At 34.0% G+C, this 26,333-nt stretch carries 20 protein-coding genes; 4 read left to right on the top strand and 16 right to left on the bottom strand.

What is annotated here, in order from left to right; translation table 11 throughout:
* Nucleotides 1-3: 3 nt before the first annotated feature.
* A complete protein-coding gene (locus A4F88_RS09715) occupies nt 4-954 on the bottom strand; it encodes a bifunctional helix-turn-helix transcriptional regulator/GNAT family N-acetyltransferase (protein WP_068842415.1) in 951 nt (316 codons plus the stop codon).
* Between the two features lie 274 nt (nt 955-1,228).
* Nucleotides 1,229-2,248 (bottom strand): helix-turn-helix domain-containing protein, encoded by a 1,020-nt coding sequence (locus tag A4F88_RS09710; RefSeq protein WP_068842414.1) that lies wholly within the window; start codon nt 2,246-2,248, stop codon nt 1,229-1,231.
* Between the two features lie 218 nt (nt 2,249-2,466).
* On the opposite strand from A4F88_RS09710, the gene A4F88_RS09705 reads away from it, so the two are divergent.
* Nucleotides 2,467-2,949: a DNA-deoxyinosine glycosylase gene (locus A4F88_RS09705; protein ID WP_068842413.1), complete on the top strand. Its 483-nt coding sequence runs from the start codon at nt 2,467-2,469 to the stop codon at nt 2,947-2,949.
* A gap of 330 nt (nt 2,950-3,279) precedes the next feature.
* On the top strand, nt 3,280-3,714 hold the full coding sequence (locus A4F88_RS09700) for a DUF6526 family protein (protein WP_068842412.1): 435 nt from the start codon (nt 3,280-3,282) through the stop codon (nt 3,712-3,714).
* Nucleotides 3,715-3,835: 121 nt separating this feature from the next.
* On the opposite strand, the gene A4F88_RS09695 is transcribed toward A4F88_RS09700, so the two are convergent.
* The 3 genes from A4F88_RS09695 to A4F88_RS09685 all read right to left on the bottom strand — a co-directional run bounded on the left by A4F88_RS09695 (nt 3,836) and on the right by A4F88_RS09685 (nt 7,278).
* Nucleotides 3,836-5,014, bottom strand: a complete 1,179-nt coding sequence (locus tag A4F88_RS09695; protein WP_068842411.1) for a hypothetical protein — start codon at nt 5,012-5,014, stop codon at nt 3,836-3,838.
* A gap of 364 nt (nt 5,015-5,378) precedes the next feature.
* The gene (locus tag A4F88_RS09690) at nt 5,379-6,797 is read right to left on the bottom strand and encodes an MATE family efflux transporter (protein WP_068842410.1); all 1,419 of its coding nucleotides are present in this window, start codon (nt 6,795-6,797) and stop codon (nt 5,379-5,381) included.
* A 16-nt stretch (nt 6,798-6,813) separates the two neighbouring features.
* The gene (locus A4F88_RS09685) at nt 6,814-7,278 is read right to left on the bottom strand and encodes a MarR family winged helix-turn-helix transcriptional regulator (RefSeq protein WP_068842409.1); all 465 of its coding nucleotides are present in this window, start codon (nt 7,276-7,278) and stop codon (nt 6,814-6,816) included.
* Nucleotides 7,279-7,439: 161 nt separating this feature from the next.
* Between A4F88_RS09685 and A4F88_RS09680 the strand changes: the two genes are divergently transcribed.
* The gene (locus A4F88_RS09680; RefSeq protein WP_068842408.1) at nt 7,440-8,360 is read left to right on the top strand and encodes a hypothetical protein; all 921 of its coding nucleotides are present in this window, start codon (nt 7,440-7,442) and stop codon (nt 8,358-8,360) included.
* 184 nt (nt 8,361-8,544) lie between these two features.
* Here A4F88_RS09680 and A4F88_RS09675 read toward each other — a convergent pair whose 3' ends face one another.
* From A4F88_RS09675 to A4F88_RS09650, 6 genes are all read right to left on the bottom strand, one after another.
* Complete coding sequence (locus A4F88_RS09675) at nt 8,545-10,563, bottom strand: glycoside hydrolase family 97 protein (RefSeq protein WP_082815739.1); 2,019 nt, start codon at nt 10,561-10,563, stop codon at nt 8,545-8,547.
* Nucleotides 10,564-10,589: 26 nt separating this feature from the next.
* Nucleotides 10,590-11,834 (bottom strand): glycoside hydrolase family 99 protein, encoded by a 1,245-nt coding sequence (locus A4F88_RS09670; protein ID WP_068842406.1) that lies wholly within the window; start codon nt 11,832-11,834, stop codon nt 10,590-10,592.
* Between the two features lie 223 nt (nt 11,835-12,057).
* On the bottom strand, nt 12,058-13,560 hold the full coding sequence (locus A4F88_RS09665; protein ID WP_068842405.1) for a RagB/SusD family nutrient uptake outer membrane protein: 1,503 nt from the start codon (nt 13,558-13,560) through the stop codon (nt 12,058-12,060).
* Between the two features lie 25 nt (nt 13,561-13,585).
* Entirely contained in the window at nt 13,586-16,606 is a 3,021-nt protein-coding gene (locus A4F88_RS09660) for a SusC/RagA family TonB-linked outer membrane protein (RefSeq protein ID WP_082815738.1), read from the bottom strand.
* A gap of 120 nt (nt 16,607-16,726) precedes the next feature.
* Entirely contained in the window at nt 16,727-17,809 is a 1,083-nt protein-coding gene (locus A4F88_RS09655; RefSeq protein ID WP_068842404.1) for a hypothetical protein, read from the bottom strand.
* A gap of 8 nt (nt 17,810-17,817) precedes the next feature.
* Entirely contained in the window at nt 17,818-18,342 is a 525-nt protein-coding gene (locus A4F88_RS09650) for a DUF5004 domain-containing protein (protein WP_068842403.1), read from the bottom strand.
* Nucleotides 18,343-18,827: 485 nt separating this feature from the next.
* Between A4F88_RS09650 and A4F88_RS09645 the strand changes: the two genes are divergently transcribed.
* Complete coding sequence (locus tag A4F88_RS09645; RefSeq protein ID WP_068842402.1) at nt 18,828-20,426, top strand: DUF6377 domain-containing protein; 1,599 nt, start codon at nt 18,828-18,830, stop codon at nt 20,424-20,426.
* Nucleotides 20,427-20,532: 106 nt separating this feature from the next.
* On the opposite strand, the gene A4F88_RS09640 is transcribed toward A4F88_RS09645, so the two are convergent.
* The 5 genes from A4F88_RS09640 to A4F88_RS09620 form a co-directional block, all read right to left on the bottom strand.
* Nucleotides 20,533-21,756, bottom strand: coding sequence for a sterol desaturase family protein (locus tag A4F88_RS09640; RefSeq protein WP_068842401.1), 1,224 nt, complete (start codon nt 21,754-21,756; stop codon nt 20,533-20,535).
* 172 nt (nt 21,757-21,928) lie between these two features.
* A complete protein-coding gene (locus A4F88_RS09635; RefSeq protein WP_178368486.1) occupies nt 21,929-23,215 on the bottom strand; it encodes a Glu/Leu/Phe/Val family dehydrogenase in 1,287 nt (428 codons plus the stop codon).
* 465 nt (nt 23,216-23,680) lie between these two features.
* The gene (locus A4F88_RS09630; RefSeq protein ID WP_068842400.1) at nt 23,681-24,535 is read right to left on the bottom strand and encodes a DMT family transporter; all 855 of its coding nucleotides are present in this window, start codon (nt 24,533-24,535) and stop codon (nt 23,681-23,683) included.
* Between the two features lie 30 nt (nt 24,536-24,565).
* Complete coding sequence (locus tag A4F88_RS09625) at nt 24,566-25,885, bottom strand: serine hydrolase (RefSeq protein WP_068842399.1); 1,320 nt, start codon at nt 25,883-25,885, stop codon at nt 24,566-24,568.
* A 5-nt stretch (nt 25,886-25,890) separates the two neighbouring features.
* On the bottom strand, nt 25,891-26,328 hold the full coding sequence (locus A4F88_RS09620; protein ID WP_068842398.1) for a MarR family winged helix-turn-helix transcriptional regulator: 438 nt from the start codon (nt 26,326-26,328) through the stop codon (nt 25,891-25,893).
* Nucleotides 26,329-26,333 lie beyond the last annotated feature (5 nt).

The raw sequence follows: 26,333 nt of genomic DNA, 5'->3' as shown, positions 1-26,333 counted from the left end.
CCCCTAAAGCACTAACTCGATCTGAATATTACAGCGTTTATAAGGTGTTGCCAGACCAAAGACTTTTTGGAAACCCAGTTTATAATACAAATTGATTGCGGGTTTTAAGATGGTATTACTTTCCAGATAGATTTTTTTTGCACCTTCTTCTCTGGCACAGTTTACAATGGCCTGACCTAACAAAAAGCCAATATTTTTTCCTTGTGCTTTGGGCGAAACCGCCATTTTTGCCATTTCGAAATCATAATCTGAATCTTTCATTTTGATAAGGGCACAAACGCCAACAGGTTCGTTCTGGTATAAAGCCACGAAAATTTTACCGCCTTTGTCCAGGATATATTCCTGCGGATTGTCCAGAGCTTTATAATCTGCTTCTTCCATTTCGAAATAAGTAGAAATCCATTCGATATTCAGGGCTTTAAAAGCTTCGAGATATTGTGGTTCAAAGGGTATAATTTTTACATCCAGGCTTTCGCGCTTTTTCTTTTGTTCGTTTACTCGTTTAAACAATGACTTTTGTTCTAAGAGAAACTCCCATTCTTCGAGTGCAGCCCAAAGATTATGACTTGATTCTGTTATTAAGCCATCAACGGCAGCTTCGACATCTTTTAGCTGTAGTTTTAATTCTTTGGAAAATTCATGTCCCTGAGGAGTTAAATCGACAATATTTCTTCGTTTGTCATTGCTTTTCAGGCTTTCTTCGACCAATCCGGCTGCGATCATTTCCTGAACAATTTTGCTTACAGACGGTTGCGAATGCCCAATTTCGTTGGCAATTTCTGTAATCGTCATTTCTTTTTCTTCCATTAATGTATAAAACACCGGAAACCATTTTGGCAAAAAATTCATACCATACGATTCATATATTCTGGCAGCATCATCTGTTATAATTGCTGTCATTAAACGTAACCGACTTCCTAAAGCCACCTTACCTACTTTATTAAAAAATTCCATATATAATTAATTACATAACCAGTTATGTAAATGTAATTATTTTTTAGATACTAAAGTTCTAAGTTGCTAAGAATCTAAGTTTTTTTCTTAAAATCCTTAAATTAAAAAAATATCTTATAAAAATGAGAGCCTTAGACCTGACAGCAAACTGACGAAGTAAAAAGCTCCAAAAAATTACAACATAAAAAAGACGTACTCGATGTACGTCTTACTATAAATATCTGTAAGTATAAAGTTTAGCAACTCAAAAACCTTAATAACTTTGCAACTTTTATCAAGCTGTTATAGCCAACGGATTCAAATTAAACTTATACTCTTTTGGACTGCAGTTGAATTTTTCTTTGAAGATTTTCGAGAAGTAACTTCTGCTGGTGAAGCCGATACAATACACGATTTCTGAAATATTCAAATCAGAAGTACGAATCAGAATTTCGGCTTTTAAAACTCTCATATGAGTAATATAGTCGTTTACGGTTCGGTTATGAATCATTTTAAAACCTTCCTGCAGTTTGTTTGGAGACAATCCTGATTTTTTGCTTAACGATTTAATGGTAAAAGCTTCTTCGGGATTGGCTTTTATAGCTTCTGACAGCTCTTTTATTTCTTCCATTTCTCTCAAAGTCAGGCAATTTGCATCTTTAGATAAAGCACATAAATCGTCAGTATGTTGTTGGATTTCCATTGCCAGAATAATTCTTAAAATTCCCTCTTTCAGGAGATTTCTAACAATTCCTGTTTGAGTAATGGCGTTGAGTTGTTCTATTTTTTCGGCAATTTTAAGATTGTACGAACCTACATAAAAGAAATCCTGAGCCTGATTATTCTCAAAAAAAGTTTCTTTTACCTGCTGATTCAAAGAATGCATTTGATTCTCGGTTTGCATTCCCACAATTATTAAGGTGAATTTTGTTTGCTGATCTTTTTCGAAAAACAAAATGTTATCCTGTTTTGTTTTTGAAGTTACAATAGCTGTCTGGAACGTTTTGAATGTTCTTTCCTGCCCCGTTACACCAAAACTATGTGATAATTTTCCTTTTGAACAATAGGCAAAAAATATGGGTGATGCTTTGACATTGGTAATATCCATTCTCACATCAGCCGAGAAAGTCATATCAAACTGAACGTATGAAATATTATCATTAAAAGAAGCTCCGGTAATGAATCCTTTTGCAAAACTATTATTTGTTTCGAGCATATATTCGTTTAAATCAAAAGTTACCTTACCACCAAAGTTTGTATTTAACTCGTCAAAGATGTTTTGTATTTTTTCTGTATTTATAGTAACTATTTTCATTTTGCAGGGATTTAAATTCTACTTATTTTTATATAGATTTTTAAAAGAAAAAGTCCGTTTTTGTAGTATTGGATTTCTAAAAAATCTAGAATTCAAAGTTCGGTTAAGGATGCAGGAAAAATGTTATATAATTTTTCCTAATTGTTTTATAATTACTTCTGGATGATTCTTTTAAGTTTTAAAATCTGTACCTTACTATAGCACAAATACAATAATTCATGAAAAGTTTTTCCTTTGCACCCATATCCAATTCTAATGCTAACATTTTGATTTTAGGTACAATGCCGGGTATAAAATCGCTGGAACTCAATCAGTATTACGGACATAACCAGAATAATTTCTGGAAATTTATGTTTACCATTTTCAAGGAAGATTTCTCCACTGATTATGAAACCAGAAAAACACTTTTACAAAAAAATAACGTAGCGCTTTGGGATGTTTTACAGTTTTGTGATCGCGTTGGAAGTTTAGACAGTGCTATAAAAAATGAAATTGCGAATGATTTTGAAACGTTTCTGGAAGAGCATCCTAACATTACCTCTATTTTATTTAATGGTCAAAAGGCTGCCGCATTTTTTAAAAAATACGTGCATTTAAAGAAAACGTACCAGCTTATTACTTTGCCATCAACAAGTCCGGCAAATGCATCTCAAAGCTTTCAGTCAAAACTGGATGAATGGCAGATTATCAATACGTTGTAAACTATAAAATAACTGCTGCAAATTCATCAATCAGACCAAAAAAATATAACTTAAAATAACTGCTAGTTGAAATAATGTAACATTTCCGTTTTAAAGTATAACAAAAGGTTCTTACAATCATGTTAATTTTACCTCAGGAAATTAAAGCCATGAGAAGAATAATCATGCAAAGTAAGGCTTTTTTAAAATATAGATATTACTAAGAGAACTTTAAATAAGTTTAATTATAAAGGGAACATTGGTTATGTTAGTTTATTTTTGGAAAAGAAAGCTATTCTATTTTTTTAGGATAGCTTTGTTTTTTTATCCTCAACCCAAAAACAGATTATTATGAAAATCCAGACCTATTACAATCATATACGATTTTATACACCGCATCATTTTATTTATTATCCGGTTTTAATGATCTTTTTGGGATGCAGCATTTACTTTGCCTTTACAACAAACGATGCTTTGATCTGGTCTTTTATTAGTGTTGGTTTTGTATTTCTTTTTTGGCTGGCGTATATGCTCAGACAGCATTATGCCCTAATTCTCCAAAACCGAATTGTGCGATTAGAACTTCGTTACCGTTATTTTACCTTAACCGGAAAACGACTCGAAGAGTTCGAATATAAATTGACAGACGATCAGATATTTGCTTTAAGATTTGCTCCTGATAATGAAATTCTTCCGCTTATAGAAGATACACTCAAAAACGGCTTAAGTGGCGATGCCATAAAAAAAGCAATTGTACACTGGAAAGCCGATTATAACAGGGTTTAATCAATGGCAAAAATCAATGGCAATGCAATGGCAAAAATCAATGACAATAATCAATATAAATGGCAATATCAATAATCAATGTAAATACAATTGCAAATATTAATGGTTGTCTAAATTTGGTTTAAGTGTTGTGTTTTCTTTTTCTTAAGTTAAATAATACACATATCAAAAAGAGAATGAACCATACTACAGCAATCACAGAAAAAAATATAGGTACAATCGACGGATGCAGATAATTAGGCTGGTAAAATAACTTATTTAAGGTATTCAGTTTTTCTGCCAGGGCTTTTCTGTCAAAATTATTTCTAATAGCATTTAGCGGTTCATCATGATGTTCTTTATAGAATAAAACATCTTTGGTCAGATCTTTAGGAACAATATGAGTTTCGATCTTGTATTTTTTAAGCAAGGTATCCAGCTTCTGAAAATCATGAAGCAACGAATCCTGTTTGAACTTATATAATAATTTATGACGCCTTACAGCTGCCTGAAGTTGTTGCTTTTCAACCGGAACATCTTTTACAGGAACCAACAAGGTATTGTTTTCTAAAAAGATACAAATATCATTATCGTATTGCGGACTTACTTCTCTGCCTTTGTAGATAATTTGTGTACTGTCTTTTATAACATTCTTTTTGATTATTCTTTTAGCTATTTCTTCTTTGTCAAAACCTATGCGCTCTAAAATCGTATTTGTTATATTTGAGGCCTTATTAAAATCAGCCGTAAGAACTTTCAAAGTATCAATACTATAGTAATTATATTCGACGCTATAATACTGATCCGTAACTAAAGTACTGTCAACAACCTCAATAACCGGATAAGGTTTTGGATATAAAATATTAACCGGATTAAACAGTTTCTGAGAACTGTAAGAGGTATAATTGTATAAAAACGGATTTAAAACATTAAGCAATGTTTTGTCTTCATTAAAATTCTTTTCAGACAATTCAGATTTCAGTTTAGCATTCACACCAAAACTATAGCTAATAAAAAACGAGAAAGTGAAAAAAGAAATCAACAGCAACAAGCCCCCAATTTTCAGCAAATTTCCAAACGAAAAATGCTGTTTAAAATGATTTCTGATCAGGAAAATAAGAAAGAAAAACAAAAACAATCCGCTTACAAAAAAGTGCGAGATCGATACATCGTCGTAAAATTTAAATCGGTAAAATTCAGTATAGATATCGATTTTCCCAACACCTTCAAACTTAAAATAGCCATATAAAAAATACCCTAAATGTATCACCAGCAATACTATAAACGACTTTACAAAGAATTGTTTTAATTTCTTATCCATAATTATATTGAGAATTTACTTTCAAATATAGAGAATACATTTTTTAATAACAATTATAAATTGAATCGAATTATTTATTGGGCGTGCCACCATTTAAAAAAAGGCCCTAACAATATTGCGTTCATTGGTCCTTTTTTTAAATGCTGTCGGGCTATCCGCTCCGCTGCGGCGGACTGCTCCTATCCCTCACGCAACCCTCATATTCAAAAGAACCCATTATTAAATCTCCAAATTTCTCCCTGATCAAAATGATAAGATTATAGTATTCTAAAACAAAAAAAGACGCACAATAACCATTGTACGTCTGTATAAAAACCTTTGAAACGCTGAACCTAAACTCCAGAAGATTATAACCTCAGCAACTTTATTTAACCTCAAAACCTTCATTAACAATTTCCTTCTCTACTTTGTCAATCAGTTTATTTGTTTTTCCGGTTAATCGTTCTTTTTTCCAGTCGCCTTTGGCATAAATAAGCATCGTGATAATAGCGGTAATAACAGTCGAAATTGGAAAAGCCCACCAAATCCCGATTTGTTTCAGTGAAGTATTATGCGATAAAATATAAGCCAGCGGAAATTGTAAAACCCATTGCGAAACCAAAGTCAGAATCATAGGAAGTGTTGTATTACCAACCGCTCTAAAAACACCCAGCAAACACATCTGAAGTCCTAAAAATCCCCAGGAAAGGCATGTAATTCTCAAAAATACGGTTCCGCCTGCAATAACCGAAGGCTCGTTTGGCACAAAAAAAGCAATTAAATAGGGTGCCAGAGCAAAAGCAATTAATCCAATTACGGTTAATAATCCAAAGCCCAGATAAGCCCCCAGTTTTGCAATTTTTCCGGCACGAAGCATATTTCCCGCACCAATATTCTGTCCAACAAGAGTGGCAATTGCCATTGAAAGTCCCAAAGCCGGAATCATAATTAACTGAATCAGGTTAGAACCAGCTCCATAAGAAGCTACGGTAGTTGTACCAAAATGTACTATTAGAAAAGTAATCGCTGTTAAACCAATAGCACGCATGGATTGTTCTATCGAAGACGGAAAACCAATTTTGAATGCTTTTTTGATGTGTTTGTAATCCGGTCTGAAGTCCTTTAATTTTAAATGAATTCCGTGTTTTCCTCTAAACAAAATGGCAAAACCAATAATAATCGCCAAACTTTGTGTTGATAATGTTGCCAGGGCCGCTCCTTTTACTCCCAATGGCGGAATAAAATTCCAGCCAAAAATAAACAACGGATCTAAGGCAAAATTGAGAATTACAGTTCCTAATACTATATAAACCGGCAAAGTAACACGCCCAACACCACGCATCACCGATTGAAAAATCATAAAACTAAAACTGAAAACGAGTCCAATAAAGGCTATCTGCATAAATCCCAAAGCATCTTTATAAACGGTAGGCGTAACTTTTAGCACCTGCAAAAAATATGGACTCAGGAAATATCCAATAATAGATAAAACGATCGAAACCGTAACCACCATTAATAACGTTTGTGCGGCAACATGATTGACCATTTGCTGTTGTCCTGCGCCAAAATATTGTGCAATAAGTATAGAACCTGCAATAGCCAATCCGGTTCCTAAAGCAATCGTAAGGAAAATTACGGGTGTACTTACAGATACAGCTGCAACAGCATCTCCACCCAAACGTCCCACCCAAAAAGCATCTACCAGCTGGTAAGCGGCTTGCAGCAAATTAGCAATCATAATAGGCACTGCCAATTTTAATAAAGAAGAAAGTATAGGACCTTCTAATAATTCGTTTTTGTTCATTTTGTTTGTTGTTCTGTTAAAGTGTATCTAATTTATCTGCGTAACCTCTAATCGTTTCAAGTGCTTGTGCCCTCTCTTGTGCCGAAAAAACTGCCATCACCTCATCTTCTGCCTTTTTCATTAAAAGCCTGATATTTTTAGCCAGCGTAATTCCTTCTTCTGTAAGGCTTACTATGTTTTTACGCTTATCAACTTCATCTTTCTGGACTTCTACCAATGCTTTTTTTTCTAATGCATTTATACTTCTCAAAATAGATGATTTGTCCCGCATTGTCATGTCTGAAAGTTCTCTTTGCGACAAGTTTTTGCGCTGCAAAATCATAATTAGCGGAAGCTGCTCCAATTGCAAATAAATTCCGGCTTCGGTCATAAGGGCATTGGTATGACGAAAAATGGTTCGTTTCATACGGTGAATCTGAAAGAAAAAACTATTCGAAATTTCTTCTTTAAAAGCATCAAAATCTGTATTATTTTTTTCCATGAAACAAAATTACAAAAAAGAGTGACATGTCAACCAATTTTAACAAATCCTATAACAACCTGATAGTCAAAATAATAAACAGCTAAAAATAAAAAATGAATGATTTTTTTCGTTAACTTTAAATGTTAAAAAAATATCAATAAAATCTAAAAATAAATCCCATGAAAAAGTTATTTTGTTTTTTGATAGTTCTTCTTCCCTTCTTTTCAATTCAGGCTCAAAACACTGCCGAAATTCCTCTGGAAAATACAGCAGCGGTTTTACAAAATGATTTAAATGCTCCCTCTTCACCACAAAATTATGATGAAGATTTACCATGGCATGCACGACGTTTTAAAGTTACAGCAGGCGCATTTTTTCCTGTTAACAATACTCAGATTCAGGTTGGTACCAATAACGGGAATCACGGTACAGAAATAGATCTGGAAGACGATTTAGGATTTTCAAAATCAAGCACGTCTTTTATGGGAACTTTTGACTGGCGTATTTCGAGAAGATCGAGATTGGGTTTTGAATTTTTTGCTCTTGACAGAAGTTCGACTAAAACCTTAGAAAAAGAAATTAATTTTGGTGAACATACTTATAATATAAACACGAGGGTAACAGCTCTCTTTGATGTTCAGATTGCCAGAATTGCTTATGGCTATGCTTTTTTATCCAAACCAAAATACGAAGCAGGTTTATTAATTGGTACCCATGTACTTTTTGCAGATCTTGCCTTACGTGTAGATGCAAATCAGGCTAGTTTGGAGTATAGAGACAGCTTTAATTTTACTGCTCCGTTACCGGATATTGGTGTTTGGGGTGAATTTGTACTGGCAAAACGCTGGGGATTGTATGTAAATGCCAATTATTTTGCCATAAAAATTGACAATATAGATGGACGGATTGTTAGTTATAATTTAGCTATTTCTTATAATGTGCATCAAAACTTTAGTCTTACGGCAGGATATACCGGACTGAATTTTAAAGTAGATGCCTTAAAAGAAAGACTAAACGGAGATCTGAAATGGGGCTACAACGGACCAACTATTACAGCGGCTTATGCTTTTGGTCATCATGTTAAGCTTTATAAACATTAGTTTTTTTAAAGGTGCTGAGATACTGAGGTACTAAGGTTCTAAGTTTTTTAATTCTAAAACTTATAACTTATAACTCATAACTTCTTACTTGAAGTCTGAAACAAAAATAATAAACCCGATAACTTTTGTAGTTATCGGGTTTATTTGCTCAAACTCAACTTAACTCAAAATAAACTAAACAAACTTATTTTTCGATTGGGGTGAATTTTATAGCTGTTCCTCCTCCAGCTGCCAACTTAAGATCCAAAGTACTTTTACTGTTTACTGTTTGTTTTGAAATCGTCACCGGATATGGATTTGTTTTATAATTTGCTCCGGCTCCGTCTGCATAAATTTCAGCTTCGTATTCTTTTCCTTTATCCAGGAAGGATAAGTCTACTTTAAGGTCTCTGCTTTTACTGTTGGTAATAGTGCCCAAATACCAGTTTTTTTCTTCCCAGTCTTTACGGACAATTGTAGTGTATTCTCCAATTTTTGAATCTAAAACTTTTGTATCTGACCAGGTACAAGGCACGTCTTTTATAAACTGAAATTCCGGTTTTCCAACATAATTCTCCGGTAAATCTGAAGCCATTTGCAACGGACTGAAAATAATCACATACAACGCCAGCTGGTTTGCCAAAGTGGTTTGTACTCTCGCTCCCGAAGGTGTTTTATAATCAAAATTGAAATTTCCGGGTGTGTAATCAAAAGGTCCTGAAAGCATTCTGGTAAACGGCAAAGTTGTTAAATGTTCCGGAGTGTTTCCGCCATCAACAGACCAGGCGTTGTATTCCTGTCCTCTTCCGCCTTCTTGTGACATAAAGTTCGGATAGGTACGTTGTAACCCTGTACCTTTTATTGGTTCGTGATTGTCGATCATGATATGATATTTCGCTGCCGTTTCCATCACTTTTCTGTAATGACGTGCTCCATACTGGCTGTCATGCCATTCTTTTTTATCCAAATATTTATTTACGTAACCTGTTTTTACGGTATTTACACCCATTTTCTGATACAGTTTAAAGGCATCTTCTAACTGGCTTTCGTAATGTTTGGTTGCTCCTGCCGTTTCATGATGTCCTATTAAACGAACATTTTTAATAGCAGCATATTTAGTAATTTCTTCTAAATTAAAATCGGGATAGGCTTTTACAAAACTAAATGAAGATCCATCAGCAGTCCAGTCGCCGTCCCAGCCCTCGTTCCAGCCTTCTACCAGAACGCCGTCAAAATTGTTTTTCGCAGCAAAATCAATATATTCTTTTGTATTCTTAGTCGTCGCCCCATGTTTAGGACCTTGTCCCCAGGTGTATTTTTCTAAATGCATTCCCCACCAGATTCCAATATATTTTGAAGGTCTGATCCAGGAAAGGTCTTCAATTTTTGAAGGTTCATTTAGATTTAACATAATTGTCGAAGTCGCCACATCGCCGGGAGTTTTCCCTACTACTATGGTTCTCCAAGGCGTTTTAAACGGAGTTTCGGCATATACTTTTACACCATCTGCCCAAGGCACTAATTCGCTTTTGTATTGTTTATCATTTGTTTTTAATAACGTCATTGAGGCAAAATCGGTTAAGTTGGCTTCGTGAATAGCCACAAATAATTTTTCTTTGGTTTCTAAAGTCGCCGGAGTATTGATGGTATCTGTTTTACTCACAGGTGTTTTGCGATATGTGCTTTCGTAATAGCTGTTTTCGCGATGTACAGGAATCCACCAAACATCATTATCTGATTTAAAAGTAAATTGGGTAATCTCATTTGAGATTTTTATTTTGTCTAAATGAGGTTGTTTTGGAAATTCATATCGAAAACCTACTCCATCATCAAAAACCCTGAAAATAATATCAACCAAACGTTCTTCTCCTTTTGATTCTTTTAGATGAACAATTAATTCGTTGTGATGATCTCTTACTTTTTTAAATTCTCCCCAAGGTTGTTCCCAGGTTTCATCTGCTGATTTTTCTTCGGTAGAAACCACTTCAAAACCATCGGTCATTTTTTGGATTCCCTGAAACTCAAATCCTAATAAGGAAGGTTCTATTACTGATTTTCCGTTTGAGGTAAAACTGTATTGTGGCTGACCTGAAGGAGTCAATTCAAAAACTAATTCGGTATTTTTTCCCGGAGAACTTATTTTGTATGTTTTTTTGGTACTGCAGGCAAAGAGCAATATGGATGCAAAGGCGATTAAACAGTATCTATAGTTTATGTTTTTCATTATGTGGATTGTATTAATTACAACTCTTATTTAATTTCGTTTATTACTTGTTTTGCTTTTGCTGGCTGCATGGAAACAAAATAATTAAATGCCTGGTCTAATTTTTTCTGGGCATCGGCATTGCCTTTCTTTTCTATTCGCAGATTGTACATTTTACTGATGTCAGGAAAAACAGTTTCGGTGTTTTTTACACCCGCAAATGCTTTTACTTTTTCGATATATGAGTAACCAAATTCTACTGTTGGTTCGAACATTGTTCCTTCTCCAAAGTCATTCCAGGTAATGAGCTGCAGGTAATTTACATTTGCATTTTTAGCCAGCGTAAGTGTTTCGTCAAGAGTTGCTCCGTTATTATGGTCAATGGTCCAGCCAATAGCTGCTCCGCCGCCACCTTCGGCATAAAAATCTTTAAAACCGGGATAAGCACTTCCTATTGCTACACCCAATTTTGGTTTTGCATTGGTATAAAAATTCGTCAGATAACTGCTGTTTTTATATACCCAGGCATATTCGCCGGAAGCATTATCGCCTGCTTCGAATGATTGATCCCACAGGGTTAAAAAAGTAGGTTTTGTGGTTAAAGTATTAAAAACATTTGTCCACTCAGCAGGTGTTTGCAATACAATTGGCCCGAAATTAAGCAACAATGGTTTTCCATTTATTTTAATGTAGTTTTTATCTCCAAAATAATTGGTTTGCATGTAAGCTAAATCGGTTTTTGCTGCACTGGTTACCGAAATGGCTTTTCCGGCATCAACTGCGTTTTTTGTTACTCTGTCTTCATATACAATCGCATATTCTAAGCCTACTTTGTTTAACATGGCGATAAGCTGTTCTGTGTTTTCTTTTACCATTCGGTAATCGTTTACATCAAATGTGCCATACCAATCGATCAGGACTCCATCGATTCCGGAATATTTCATCAATAATAAATGATTTTCGATCACATTTTTATCGCCGGAATGATAAGGACCAATTAGTGGATAATAATACGACGCAATTTCTCTGCGATTGTTTGCGCCAATGTTGTTTGGATTTTTGTTGGCCATTGTCCAGTGATATCCCCATTTTTTATCGGCACTACTTTCGTTGGTTTCAAACCAAGGCATATAATGAACATAAATTTTGGTGCTATTTGTTTTTTCAATCGCAACAGGTTCAAATGTTTCTGGTTCTGTAGGTTTATCTGAATTTTTATCATCGCTGCTACAACCGGCGGCGACTAAAATATTCAGGATCCCAAAAAACAATAATGTGATAGATCTTTTCATATTGATGTGTTGTTTGTTTTATTTTTTTTGCTACAGATAAAAACAATTAAAAATTCAGAATTAAAAATTAAAAATGTTTTAGGAATCATGATATTCTGAGCATTTTTTTGCGTAAATACAGCAGATTTTTAATTGTCAATTTTTAATTTAAATATGTTTCTATCTGTTAAAAATATGTCAGCCTTCCACGACTAACCAACATGGAAGACTGACATCTCATAACCTAATACCCAGGATTTTGTAACAGGTTTTTATTTGTAGTTAAAACAGTACTTGGAATTGGAAAGATCGCTCTGTATTTTGGAGTTGCTCCTTTTTCCCACCAAGGCAGGAAGAATGTTCCAAAACGAATGTTATCTGTTCTTCTTCTTCCTTCAAAAGTAAATTCCTTAAGCAATTCTTTGTCAATAAAGGCAAGATCAATTGTTGTTGGCATTTCTTCTCCGGCACGTGTTGTAATTTGCTGAACGAATGGTTTTGCTAAATCAGGAGATCCTAAACGAACATAACATTCGGCTTGCATCATTAAGATTTCGGCATAACGAATCAAAACAAAGTCATGATCGCGTTCCCATTGTTCACCGGCTTTCATTTCGTATTTTCCTAAACGAACTCCCTGATTATCTTTCGCATCGGCAACACTCGTTACTTCTTCTGTATAGGTTAAAGGTTCTCCGTTATCCATAACAATAACCTGTCCTGTTGCCAGATTAATCTGGTCACCCGCAATCATACATTTTTTTCTTTTATCAGTATCTGCAAAAGCTGAGTAAACTCCTGGTTGTGCACACATTCCGTTTGCGCTCCAAGGATAATCTCCTATGGCAGAAATGGTTAATTTGTGCAGGTAGTGACAAGACATTGAGTTCATGTAATTTCCTACTGTACCTGCTTTTGAATCGTAAGGAATTGCAAAAATAATTTCTGGTGACTTTTCGTTTTGTGTTGCAAAATTGGCAAAGAAATCAGGCGTTAAAGAATATCCTGTAACTTTCTGACACATGTTAATACAGTCCTGCCAACGTGCCACACCAACAAAAGCTTCAGAGTTTAGATACAATCTTGCCAATATAGAATAAGCTACGTTTTTTGTTAATTTAGAGTATACTATATTCGAGGTTAAATGCGGAATAGCATCCAGTAATTCTTTTTCAACAAAATCATATACTTGTTTTCTGGTAGAATTTGATGGTAATGATGTATCTTCAAAATTGACTACAATAGGCACATTTCCAAATAAATCTAAAAGATTGTAGTAGTAATATGCTCTTAGTGCTTTTAATTCTGCATAAATTGGTGCTTTTGCCGTATCGCTCAAAGATGATTTATCGATTTGATAAATGATTGCGTTGATTTTTGCAATTCCGGTATAGTTGTAACGCCAGGCCGAAAGAATCATACGGTTGTCTGCTTTCCAGGTATGTTTTTGTGCATCCTGATATTGTCCTCCATCGTACCAGTTTGTTCCTCTTGTTGGAATAGTAGCTTCATCTGAAACGGTTTCATTCAGGAAAAACACATACTCACTGGTTGGAAAATTGTTTGATATGTCATCTTTAAAACCTCTTAAAGAAGAATATGCTCCACCAACTAATGCATCAACTTCTTTTGGAGTATTTCCAAACTTTCCGTCTTCTACTTTATCATATAAATCTTCATTTAAATTCGTACATGATATCGTAAAAAGCATGCTTACTAATAACGCTGCTGTTATTTTGATTTTCATTTTCTATATTTTTGAGTTAATTCGCTTAATTGTTTAGCGTAAAGTTTAATCCAACAGAAATCGTTGTTGGTCGGGGATAATTATTATATCTGTCAATTCCGGGAGCCGCCAAACCAGTTTGATCCATTACTCCGGTTTGATTAATTCCGTCCTGCGCATTTAAACCAATCTCAGGATCTACTCCTTTATAACTTGTAAATACAGCAAGATTTTCACCCATTAGATAAATTCTAAGTTTTGAACTTTTGTATTTTAAAGGCAAAGTATATCCAACAGAAAGTGTCTGAAGTCTGAAGAATGAAGCATCTTCGATCCAATAACTTGAATATTTTGGAGACGATGTAATACCGCTGGTCAGGAAATCATCAGGAACATTAAACGTTGGCAATCTGTTTGGGTCGTTTAACATCATGTTGGTTGCATTTAATGCTTTTTGTCCAAACATTCCGTATCCGGAAATACCAAGATCAAAATTTCCGTAAGTAAAATTCATTCCAAGTCCCATAGTAAGATCTGGCTGAACATCTCCTAAAGCTTTTTTATCAGCATCTACCAAAGCATCGCCCAAAACTTTGTCTCCGGCAGCATTATAGTATAACATTTTTCCGTCGGCTCCAAGTCCTGCACTTTCAAATCCCCAGAATGTTCCAACTGCATAACCTTCAGCAATAATTTGAGAATATTGTCCAGACATACCTGATAAACCGTGTAAAGATCCACTGTAAATCACATCTGTTTTATACGTTGGATTTGATAGTTTTTCAATTTTTTGAACGTTATGTCCTAAAGTCAAATTCGCATTCCATGTAAACTTATCCCCTTTTACGATATCAGCATTCAAAGTAAGCTCCACTCCTTTGTTTGACATTTCTCCTACGTTTGCCAACATCGTTCCTACTAAATAAGGAGGCTGAGGCACTTCGTAAGTATATAATAAGTCGTTTGTATTTTTTGAATAATACTCGAATGATCCAGTGATTCTGTTAAAAAGGCTAAAATCTAATCCGATGTTTAATTGTTTTGTTGATTCCCATTTCAAATCAGGATTTGGGTTTTGTTGCGGAGAATATGCTAAACTCCAGGTTCCTGTAACAGGATCGTAATAACTATCATTTCCAACTCCTAAGATCGAAAGCGATTTATACTCTCCAATTCCGTCCTGATTTCCTGTAACACCATAACCTACTCTCACTTTAAGATTGTCTAACCATCCTTTTGTTGAGCTCATAAATTCTTCGTTTGAAATTTTCCAGGCTGCAGAAGCTGATGGAAATGTTCCCCATTTGTTGTTTTCTCCAAAACGGCTTGAACCATCTCTTCTTACAGTACCGGTTAGCAAATATTTTCCGTCATACGAATAATTTGCACGTGCATAAAACGAAACTAAGTTTGATTTTCCTTTATAAGAAAAAACATCTCCCAAACGGTATTTGTAACCTGCACCCAAATTGTTGTAGCTAAAAGCATCTGTTACAAAACCACTACGTTGTGCTCCAAAACCTTCGTATATATTTTCAAGATAAGAGTATCCTCCAAGAGCACCAATCGTGTGTTTGCCAATTACTTTGTTGTAATTTACATATAACTCTCCTTGTGCATTCGCAAATTCTGAATATGTTTTTTGGGCATAACCACCTTCTGTTGCACCTTCCAGAACAGCATAACTTGGTTTGTATATGTTTGCCTGAACAGCATTGTGCTCGTACGAAATATTAGCTACAGCAAGGAAATCTTTTAAAAACTTTACTTCGGTTTTAAAATATCCTAATAATCTGTGTCTTTCATTATTTGTTGTTCTGTCTGTTAAAATTTCAACCGGGTTTTCGTATAATGTATTGATTACATTTGAAAATTTTCCGTTAGAATCATATACCGGAATTGTTGGGTTTAGATTATAAGCACGTTCAAAAATTCTATAATCTACAGGATGCCATTTGTCAACATTGGCAAATAAACCCATATCAAATTTTACTTCTTTATTATCTCCAAGATATTGATAAGCACTTACATTTCCGCTTAATCTTTCTAAACCTGTTTTTTTGATAACACCTTCGTTATTCAGGTAAGAAAGTGATGTTCTAAAACCACTGTCGGCTTTACCGGAATTGATACTTAAAGTATGTGATTGTGAAATAGCGGTTTGCTCAATCGCCTTTTGCCAGTTTGTGTTTCCCCCATAATCAACAGCATCTTTGTTTCCTGTAGAACGAACATAATTTCTCCATTGGTTTGCTGATAAAAGATCTAAATTGTCTGTTACATAACCTACACTGGATAAACCGCTATAAGTTACAGAAACTCCTTTTGTACCGGATTTTGTCGTAATAATGATTACTCCGTTTGCTCCTCTTGATCCGTAAATGGCTGTAGCCGAAGCATCTTTTAAAACATCTACTGATTTAATATCTGATGGCTGAACCACATTAATGTCTACTCCTGCAATTCCATCTACTACAATTAGCGGACTGTTGCTTGCAGTTAAAGATGTTCCTCCACGTAAACGTATTGTAGAGCCTGCTGCAGGATCTCCTGAAGGACGAATGATATTTAAACCAGCCACTTTTCCTTGTAAAACCTGCTCTGTAGAAGAGATTGTCCCTTTTACAAGATCATCAGCCTTAACACTCGAAATAGCGCCTGTTAAATCTGATTTTTTCTGTGTTCCGTATCCAACAGAAACCACCTGAACTTCGGCAAGCATATAACCGTCATTTTGCAAACGAACGTCTATGTTTGGTTTTGTTGCTGCTGTAATCTGTACTTTTTGTGTTGTTGATCCTATAAACGATACTTCAATTGAACCTCCTACGGCTACCGTCAATACAAATTTTCCGTCAAAATCTGTTGTAGTTGCATTTCTGGTTCCTACTTCAATTACCGTAGCTCCCGGTAATACACTTCCTGCATTATCATAAACGGTACCTGATACCTGCTTTTTTTCCTGCGCAAACATTCCTGCCGAAAGAAAAAGCATGAAAATCATGAATACCACATTTTTAGTAGTCCACATTTGATGCAGGACTATTTTTTTATTTTTACTATTCATATGTAGTTATTTATTGTTTTTTATCGGTCATATGTAATTTGCATATCCACTATTAGCTGTTCTGCCAATTTATGGGGTATGCTCATTTCATTAGAATTGATGTTTTAATTTGATCGTGAATTATTTGTCTAAAGTTTTAAGAGGAATGGTAGTATCTGAAATCGTTTTGTCTTTATTGTCTTTTACCAAAACATGTATCTGATTCAAATTTGGAATACCATTTAGTTCTGAAACCAAGTTGACAAATCCTTTTATTTCAGCCGTTCCTCCGGTAAATTCACCCGAGATCACTTTGCTTCCGGCAGTAATCGTATAGATTAATTTGTTTACACCCGATTCGTTATTTTTTCTGGACATTCCCAGAAAATCTTTCTGACTGATCTGCAAAGGAAAAAAAGCAAAAACCGGCGCTGGTGGCGGTACATAAGCCCCGGCATATAAAATCTGATCCGGAGTTGTTCCTGCCCAATCATCTTTTACCATCAGAAAAACTAAATTTTTCATCTCATAACCGTCCGGAGCATTATAATAATCTTTTGGAACTAAATCCATTTTATAAAAGCCATTTCCTAAATCTTTCAATTTTGTTTTAGCCGAAATATCCGGCAACCATGACTGGTATTCCTGCTTAATATCCCAGTCGTTCAATCCGCTGTGCATGTGTACACTTGTAGCACCAGCAAATCCTGGAGCTAAATTGGCATTAAACAGGATACTTACTCCTTTATCAATTGTTGGTTTGGTTGGATAAGCTCTGATCAGCTCATTAGCCGTGTAAAATGAGGTAAAATCGGTATAAGGCATGTTTGCCACTTCGGTTTGTTTTGATCCGGTTTTGTTTTTCAAACGAAACCAAAATCCTGCACTGGCTGCAATCTCTGCCGGAGTTTTAGAAAAATATTGAGTTGGAGTTAAAGTAAAGCTCCAGATTTTATCTTTAACATGCGTTAATTTCGCAAAATCTGATGAGTTGTCCCAATGCCCGGCATCTGGTTCTGATGGTGACCAGATCCACATATAAAGATCTTCATTCTCTGCAAATGTGGTTCCTGAAAGATCAAAAAACCAGGTAACCTGTTCATCATATTTGTAGACTACCGGAAATGATGACATTGCACCTACAGCTCCAGCGGCATCTTGTGCCTTCATAAAATTAGGAGCCATCAAAAGGGCAAGTAAAATTGTATATATAAATTTTTTCATATTACTTTTTAATTAATAGCAGTTAATTTAAACACGTAAGACACAAAATCAGTTCCTCCAGAGGTACGTGCCAATTGAATTTCCATCTCTCCGCTTTTTCCCGGAATTGATGATAATCTTAGCTCGTCTGTTTTTTGAGTTTTTTGTGCATCACTATACAAGTAAATTTTGATGGTACTGCCCGGAGTTGTTGGCTGAAAATCTGAGCTTAGCTGCCAAAATCCTTTTGGGGCAAATAAAGGAGGCACATTGCCGGTAACTTCATAACTTGTTGGATTGTTCTTTTCATCTACACTGAATTTAATTTTAAAATCCTCGTAGTTAAAATAAGTACTCAAGTTTTGTTCGTTTGGATCGATCTTATTTGCTTTGGCAAATTCATCGACCATTTTTAAATTTGTTAATCCCCAATTTCCACTCACTTTCTCATAAATGGTTATTGGTTCAACGTAGCTTCCATCTTCTGTGTTATCGCAACTAATTGCAAAAAGACACATTAAAACAGCTAACCAGTAAATACTTTTACATCTCATAAAATTTTGGTTTTTGTTAGTTTTTCATCCTTTAAAAAGGACAGCACGAAACTAGATCTTAAATAAATCTAAAAAAAAATATCTTTGAAAAATCAAGATATTTTTTAGACATTTTAAAACACAACTAATTAAAAATCAATATTTTAAATAAATTTTATATTTACAAAAATCAAGACGTTGTTTAGACTAAAAACGCAAATAAAATATGGTAAAAATGACAATATCTAAATTAAAACATATTATTTTTTCACTATACATATATTTAATTGGTTTTTATTGTATAATTGCAAGTTATTAGACTACTTTTAACAATCAGAAACCACTTTCTCACTATAATCCTGCTTTTTTTAGTTGTATATTAAACAAGGCATTCCTGTTTATAAAAGTTGCTAATCATCAGCTCTTAAACTAATTTTGAATTAAAAAACGAATTAACTCAAACAGACCAAAAACATTTTTTTACCCCTAAACCAAACCAAAAAAACATGCGAAGAATATTATTTCTATATTTTTTCATTGCAGGTTTTTCTCTAGCTGCGAAAGAGACAAATCCTGTTTTAGAAGAATTAGATAAAGTACTCCTGAAAAAGGATATTTACTTAAAGCAAAAGTTTCGTAAAATAGACATTCTTAAAAAAAACGTCTCCAAGTTTACTTTAAGTCAGAACAACGAAAAACTGTACGATACTTATATGTTGTTGTTTGAAGAGTATAAATCCTTCAAATACGACTCTGCGTATTATTATTTAGAACAGGCCAAGATCAAGGCAATTGTTTTAAAAGAACCAAAATACTTAGCCAAAAGCCGGATCAAAGAAGGTTTCGTGCTGCTTTCGTCCGGATTGTTTAAAGAAGCCATTGATACACTTAATGTTATTGATGATAAAAAACTGGATCTTAAAAACAAGTTCGAGTATTATTCTATAAAAGCGCGAGCCTATTATGATCTGGCTGATTATAACCGTGATCAGCGCTTTAATATTCATTATGTACAACAGGGCAATCATTTTCTAAAGAAAGCTTTAGAACTTATTGGTACAAACTCAAATGAATATTGGGCAGCAGAAAGTCTGAAAAGATTAAAACAACAGGATTGGCGTGGTGCCGAATTTGCTTTTAGCTACTGGATCAATAACTATAAACTGCCACCGGATTATTATGGCATTGCTACCTCGAGTTTAGGTTATATCTATTCTGAAAGAGGATACACCAAAAAGGCAATTCAGTATCTGGCACTTGCTGCTATTGCTGATGTTAAAAATGCTACAAAGGAAACCGTTGCACTGAGAAATCTAGCCAACGAACTCTTTAAAATGGGATATTTAGACAAGGCAAATGAATATATTAACATTGCTATGGATGATGCGACTTTTTATAATGCTAGACATCGTAAAATTGAGATTTCGTCGATTTTGCCTATTATAGAAAAAGCGCAACTGAATAATGTAAAAGATAAAAATGACAAGCTGGAGCGAATCATTATTTTACTTACAATTCTTACTGTGATTATTATTTTGTTCTCTATTATTATTTTTAAACAATTAAAAGAGAGAAATAAAGCCCGAAAAATTATGGCTTCGTCCTATGCTCAGCTTCAGGAAATGAATATTAGTTTAAGTGAAGCCAATGCCATTAAAGAAGAATATATTACGTATTTTATTAAGGCAACATCTGCTTTCATTAATAAAATAGATCATATTCAAAAAAGTACACTGCATAAAATCATCACCAAGAAAACAGATGAAGTTATTGCGAGTTTAAAACGTTATAATGTCAAGGAAGAACGCGAAAATCTCTTTCATCAGTTTGATGAAATCTTCCTGAAATTATTCCCCACTTTTGTAACTGATTTTAATAATCTATTCCCAAATGATCATAAATGCGTGGTTAAAAAAGGGGAACTTTTAAACACAGAACTCCGCATTTTTGCTTTGTACCGATTAGGAATTCAGGACAGCAATCAAATGGCAGAATTTCTGGAACTTTCTGTGGCTACGATTTATACATATAAAACCAGAATTAAAAGTAAATCAGATTTTAAAGATACTTTTGAAGAGAAGATTATGGCGATAAAAACGATTTAAAAAGAATTAAAAAATCTGCCACGAACTACACAATTTTCACTAATTTTTTATACTGTAAATTAATAAAAAATAATTCGTGAAAATTGTCTAGTCCATGGTAAAAAAATTACTCCGAAGGCTCTAATTGAAGTACCACATTTTGATACCGTGTGCTGAGTGAAAATAATTGCTCGGCAAAAATCATAACGGCAAGCGGAATAAAGAAAAAGGAGATTAAATTTTCTACATATAAAAAGTAAGTCGTTACCATAAAAATACGTGCATATTCGAGGTAATACATCCATTTTCGCTGTTCAAGCAAAGCACCGCAGTTGATTAAGGTGATTAGAATAACAGAAAGCACAAAAACTTTATCAGCAATATTTAAAAATTCAAAATAATAGGTAAAAACGGTTAAAAACAACGTGCAAAAACCCAATTGAATGTAAAGATAATTCTTAAATCTTAATCTCTGATGCGGATTGGCTTTATCCTGCAAAAAACGTTTTTCCAACGTTGGACGAATATCCTGATCCATATGGGCGGGACTTCCAAAAACAGCCTTCCATCTGGCTTTAAAACCTTTGGATCGTTTCCATAATTCGTAAATCTCAAAATAGTAATGAAAATGCTGCCATAAAAAACTATAGCTTTTTAATGGATGTGTTAATCCGTATTTTGGTTTTTCTTCTTCTTCCTGAAAGGTTCCAAAAAGACGGTCCCAAAAAGTAAACATATCTCCGTAATTTTTATCCAGATATTTCTCGTCAGATGCATGATGAACGCCATGAACAGATGGCGTTACAAAAACATATTCCAGCCATTTTATTCTTCCGATAAGCTGAGTATGGGTAAAAAAAGAATAAGCTCCGTGTACGATTAACATGGTGATTACCATTGATGGATGGAAACCTATAAAAGGGAGTACACACCAAAATCCTGTTCGAATAATAGCCTGAAAAGTGGTAATTCTGGCCGCAGCCGTAAAATTAAACTCTTCGCTATGATGATGTACAATATGTGCAGCCCAGAAAAAATTGACTTCATGCCCCAGTCTGTGGTACCAATACCAAACAAAATCGGTAGCCAAAATAAGGGCAAACCATACAAAAACATTACTCGGAATATCTAAAATTCTATAATTGTCATAAATCAGATAATACAATTGATAGAAACTTGCTGCTATAAATAAATTGATCAGTCGTTCAGCAATACCAATACTAATATTAGACACTGAGCTTTCGTAATTAAAAATTTCCGGTCTCTTCTTGCGTTGTGCCAGTTTATATTCTAAAAACAAGAACAAGAAAAAAGCAGGCATTGCAAAAGCTAGAAAATTAATATGTTTCATTTTAAAAATTACTTTTTTGATTTATAAAAAAACACTTAAATCTGTTGAGCGTAATTATTTCTAACAGATTACTATTAACTTAAAACAAAGATATTTTCATCGATTAATACCTTCTCTTTTGAAAATAATATTAATCAATGAAAACAGTCTTTGTATGCTAAAAATCTATCTTTTAATTCTGCTTAAACTTTGGCTCAGCCAATGCTACTTCTTTTACTGATTGTGTGTCGGCAACTTTTTGCAGGGCGATAATATAAGCTGCAATACGAGGTGTAACATTGTGTTTGGCTGCAATTCTAAAAACAGTTTCAAAACCTTTTTCCAGAATATCTTCTAAACGTGTATTAATCTGATGAATTCTCCAGGATTCCAAAAGTGAATTCTGAAGCCATTCAAAATACGAAACGGTTACACCTCCTGCATTTGCTAAAATATCCGGAACAACTAAAACATTGTTGTCATGCAATATTTGATCAGCATCAGACGAAACCGGGCCGTTTGCTCCTTCTACAATGATTTTAGCACGAATATCTCTGGCATTCTTTTGTGTAATAACATCTTCTTTTGCTGCAGGAATCAATACATCAACATCCAGCAATAGTAATTCTTCATGTTTAATGGCAACCGAATTTGGATAGCCTTTAATGCTTTTATTATTCAGATTGTAATAGAGGATTAGCTCCGGAATATTAAGCCCTTCAGGGTTATAAAAAGCTTCATGTACATCGCTAACGGCAACTACTTTTAGTCCTTTTTCATATAAAAATAAAGCCGAATGTAATCCTACATTACCAAAGCCCTGAATAGCCACACTTGATCTTGCAGGTCTTAATTTTAATTTTTGAAGTGCCAGTAAGGTAATAATGCTCACACCGCGTCCTGTTGCCTCTACTCTGCCTAATGAACCTCCGGAATGCAAATGTTTTCCGGTTACCACGGCATGAATGGTTTTACCATGAACCAATGAAAATTCATCCATCAGCCAGCCCATTTCGTCCGGACCTGTTCCCATATCCGGTGCAGGAACATCTTTTTCAGGTCCAAAAATATCAGATAATGCTTTGGTATAAGCTCTTGTAATTTTTTCTAATTCGGTTTTCGAAAGTGTTGCCGGATCACAAATAATACCGCCTTTTGCTCCTCCAAACGGAATTCCAGTTACGGCAGATTTCCAGGTCATCCAGGCAGCCAGTGCTTTTACTTCGTCCAGATTTACGGCGTTATCATAACGAATCCCTCCTTTTGACGGCCCTAAAGCTGTATTGTGAATGACACGGTAACCTTCGAAATTTTGTTCTGTTCCGTTGTCTAAGGTGATTGAAAAGTTTACGACAATTTGTTTTTCAGGTCGTTGCAATTTCTGCCTGATCGATTCCTCTAAATTTAGAATATCAGCAGCGATATTAAAGCGATCAATCATTGATTGAAAAGGATTCTGTTTTATTAATTCTGTACTCATGATATATATCTTTTTAAATTTGGGTATTTGATTTACTATATTTAATTCATTCTATTTTAAAGATTTACAGACAACTTTTATCTGCTGTAAATCGTTTTGACAACTGCAACATGGAATTTTAATCCGACAACATTGCATCATTATGTTGGTATTTCGATTTGATCTCATTTTATCTGTTTTTTAATAATTCTAAAAAAAGCCTTTCATGGTGCATGAAAGGCTAAAAAAAAAAAATAACTAACAAGTACTTTCTCTATTAACGCCATTTCAGCACATGGTTCATCATGCAGCACATCGTGAAGCTGCATACAAACGTGATGATATATAGGATATAGTTTTTCATTGTTGAGACAAATTTATAAATTATATTTATAAATTCTATAGAATTAGTAGAGTTTATTTTAAATATGATACAACTTTATTTAAAAATCACTGTAAAATAAACACTTACGAGATAAAAATATTTTATTTAAATTGAGAAATAACGATCAAAACGATCGAAATTAAGGCTAAAAAGATTCCAATAAAATTAATTTTGGATAATTTTTCCCTGAAAAAAAACAAGCCAACGAGACTTCCTAAAATGATAACTCCCATGTTCATTCCGGCAAAAACGGTCGAAGGATTTTCGGCGAAAGCCTTATGTGCTTTTAAGTAAAACAGAATATTTCCGAAATTAAAAATCCCAACCAAAGCTCCAAAAAGGATGTTTTTAGGTTCGAGTTTCACATTTTTAATTCCGATTTCGTAAACTGAGATCAGGATTGCAATACCCAATGCAATACAAAATACAACGAATAAAGAAGTTGGATAAGGCAAAGTAGTATAAAGCGCTATTTGCTTAAAAAGAATATCAATGATTCCGAAACCAATTAAAACAGTAGCCGGAAAAAACCATTTGTTCTCTGTGTTATCAGATTCTTTTCTTAAAATAAATAAAAGTGCCAGAAACCCAACTACAAGCCCTATAACTTTATAAGAATTAAATTCTTCTTTAAAAATAAACCATGCGGCAAGTATGGGAATAAATAAAGACAAACGCTGTGCTGCATCAGTTTTGACAATTCCTGTATGTCTGATCGAAGCGACTAAGAACAGAAAAACAACCGGCAATAAAACTCCAATAGCAATATAAATATTCCAGGGTGCATTTGCATCTACTTCGGTCAAATCAGGATTAAAAGTAAAATAACAAAGTATTAAGGCAATAATGTAATTAAAAGCTATTATTTGCGTGGGATTGCCATTATATTTACGGGTTATTTTGAAAATAACACCCACAATTACGCTGCATAAAATACTTAAAACAAGAAATAACATAGGACTAAATTTTGATCACAAAAATAGTGTTTAAACTCCTTTAGTTTTATTTTTTATTTCTTTTATTCCAGCCTTTTTTATTTCTAACTGTATAATTTTTCCTTTTTTATTTTTGATAAATTCCAATGTAGTATTATTATTGTCGGAGCGGAAAAATTTTGCCTGAGATTCTGGCAACAATTCAATATTATAATCCATGTAATACAACTTGTTGTCTTTCTTCAAAATTTGGATATTTTCATACTCTCCTATGTATTGATCGTAAATTTTAGGATCTATTGCTATCTGAATGTGTTTGTACGGAAGTTCAACTGCTTTTCCAAAACAAATTCCGGCAAGTCCATAAGCGATGTAGTATGATTTTGATTGATTATTCGACAAAACTGTAATCAAAATATTATCCTTTGTAAATTTATTAAACGAAGTCATCGCACCAAAGAAACCACCATCGTGTGCAATTAACTCATGATTTTGATTATAGAACGGATTAATCATAACTCCAAAACCAAAATTTTGATCATTATATGATGTGAACATTTTTTTCTTAAATTCTTCCGACAATAAGATTTGACTATTGAAAAGTGCCTTATTCCATAAATTTAAATCTTCGACTGTCGAATAAATACCATCGTGTCCTAAATTAAAATTCCAGTTGATATATGGATTTTTCATTAATTTGTTATTGTCAACATAATACAATTTAGTCATTTTATCTACTATTGCATCATTTGTCGTAACGCCGGAATTGTACATTTTTGCTTTATCAAATAAATGCTCTTTCAGATAAGCTGAATAAGTTTGTCCGGATACTTTTTCTATGATCCTGCCAAGTAAATAATAACCAATATTACTGTAAGCTGTATTTGTGCCAGGCTCAAACAACAAAGGCATTTTAGCTATATAAGCATATACCGAATCTTTGTCGAGATCAGTTTTAGTCAAATACAATTCATCAAAATCCATTTGCAGTCCGGCATTATGCGACAGCATCATCTTTAAGCTTATCTTTTCTCCTTTTGGAAAATCACTAAAGTATTTATTTAAAGAATCATCTAATGAAAGCTTTCCGTTTTCTGCTAATTGCAAAATAGCAACAGCAGTAAATTGCTTTGAAACCGAAGCCAAACTGAATTTTGAATCTATGGTGTTTTTTACTTTCCATTCGTAATCAGCAAAACCATATGCTTTTTTGAGCAGTATCGAATCATTTTTGGAAATCAAAACTGTACCACTAAAATCATTAATGGCAAATTGTGCATCCATGTATTGTTCTAATTTACTGTTCAGTTCTTTTTGCGAATATCCAAAAGCAAATACCAACAATACGATTAGGGTAAATTTTGATTTCATGCGAATTATTTTTTACAATTAATGATTATTTTATTCAGTGTTTGATCCAGCAATGTTATTTCTTCCAGCGATAAACCATCAAGTGCAGTTTGTCTGTTGATCTTAATAACCGGCTGTATTAATTCAAGTGTTTTTATTCCTTTATTTGTGATTTCAAGATTGAATTTTCTTCTGTCTTCGGGATGGATTGTTCGGGTTAGATATTCTTTCTTCACCATTAATTCGATCATTCTCGTAATGGAAGCGTTGTCTTTAAAAACAAGATTTGCTAGTTCGTTTTGAGAAATATCCTGATTATCATTTAGTATAATCAACACCAGGCACTGATCTACCGTAATGTCTTCGACCACTTTGGTAATATTTTTTTGTGCCAGCTTTCGATATTCTTTAATTGCCTTTTCAATAGAATAAAGGGCAGTTCCGGTTGGATTTTCAAGTTTCATATCTT

The organism is Flavobacterium chilense (assembly GCF_001602525.1).
Taxonomy (GTDB): domain Bacteria; phylum Bacteroidota; class Bacteroidia; order Flavobacteriales; family Flavobacteriaceae; genus Flavobacterium; species Flavobacterium chilense.
Note: the sequence above shows the minus strand (reverse complement) of the source record. Positions and strands in the feature narration are given on the sequence as shown.

Excerpts from the sequence above, each read along its gene's own strand:
- A4F88_RS09655 (WP_068842404.1), bottom strand. The coding sequence starts at position 17,809 with ATGAAAAAATTTATATATACAATTTTACTTGCCCTTTTGATGGCTCCT.
- A4F88_RS09645 (WP_068842402.1), top strand. The coding sequence starts at position 18,828 with ATGCGAAGAATATTATTTCTATATTTTTTCATTGCAGGTTTTTCTCTA.
- A4F88_RS09715 (WP_068842415.1), bottom strand. The coding sequence starts at position 954 with ATGGAATTTTTTAATAAAGTAGGTAAGGTGGCTTTAGGAAGTCGGTTA.
- A4F88_RS09700 (WP_068842412.1), top strand. The coding sequence starts at position 3,280 with ATGAAAATCCAGACCTATTACAATCATATACGATTTTATACACCGCAT.
- A4F88_RS09660 (WP_082815738.1), bottom strand. The coding sequence starts at position 16,606 with ATGAATAGTAAAAATAAAAAAATAGTCCTGCATCAAATGTGGACTACT.
- A4F88_RS09685 (WP_068842409.1), bottom strand. The coding sequence starts at position 7,278 with ATGGAAAAAAATAATACAGATTTTGATGCTTTTAAAGAAGAAATTTCG.
- A4F88_RS09695 (WP_068842411.1), bottom strand. The coding sequence starts at position 5,014 with ATGGATAAGAAATTAAAACAATTCTTTGTAAAGTCGTTTATAGTATTG.
- A4F88_RS09640 (WP_068842401.1), bottom strand. The coding sequence starts at position 21,756 with ATGAAACATATTAATTTTCTAGCTTTTGCAATGCCTGCTTTTTTCTTG.
- A4F88_RS09635 (WP_178368486.1), bottom strand. The coding sequence starts at position 23,215 with ATGAGTACAGAATTAATAAAACAGAATCCTTTTCAATCAATGATTGAT.
- A4F88_RS09620 (WP_068842398.1), bottom strand. The coding sequence starts at position 26,328 with ATGAAACTTGAAAATCCAACCGGAACTGCCCTTTATTCTATTGAAAAG.
- A4F88_RS09680 (WP_068842408.1), top strand. The coding sequence starts at position 7,440 with ATGAAAAAGTTATTTTGTTTTTTGATAGTTCTTCTTCCCTTCTTTTCA.
- A4F88_RS09690 (WP_068842410.1), bottom strand. The coding sequence starts at position 6,797 with ATGAACAAAAACGAATTATTAGAAGGTCCTATACTTTCTTCTTTATTA.
- A4F88_RS09670 (WP_068842406.1), bottom strand. The coding sequence starts at position 11,834 with ATGAAAAGATCTATCACATTATTGTTTTTTGGGATCCTGAATATTTTA.
- A4F88_RS09625 (WP_068842399.1), bottom strand. The coding sequence starts at position 25,885 with ATGAAATCAAAATTTACCCTAATCGTATTGTTGGTATTTGCTTTTGGA.
- A4F88_RS09705 (WP_068842413.1), top strand. The coding sequence starts at position 2,467 with ATGAAAAGTTTTTCCTTTGCACCCATATCCAATTCTAATGCTAACATT.
- A4F88_RS09630 (WP_068842400.1), bottom strand. The coding sequence starts at position 24,535 with ATGTTATTTCTTGTTTTAAGTATTTTATGCAGCGTAATTGTGGGTGTT.
- A4F88_RS09710 (WP_068842414.1), bottom strand. The coding sequence starts at position 2,248 with ATGAAAATAGTTACTATAAATACAGAAAAAATACAAAACATCTTTGAC.
- A4F88_RS09675 (WP_082815739.1), bottom strand. The coding sequence starts at position 10,563 with ATGAAAAACATAAACTATAGATACTGTTTAATCGCCTTTGCATCCATA.
- A4F88_RS09665 (WP_068842405.1), bottom strand. The coding sequence starts at position 13,560 with ATGAAAATCAAAATAACAGCAGCGTTATTAGTAAGCATGCTTTTTACG.
- A4F88_RS09650 (WP_068842403.1), bottom strand. The coding sequence starts at position 18,342 with ATGAGATGTAAAAGTATTTACTGGTTAGCTGTTTTAATGTGTCTTTTT.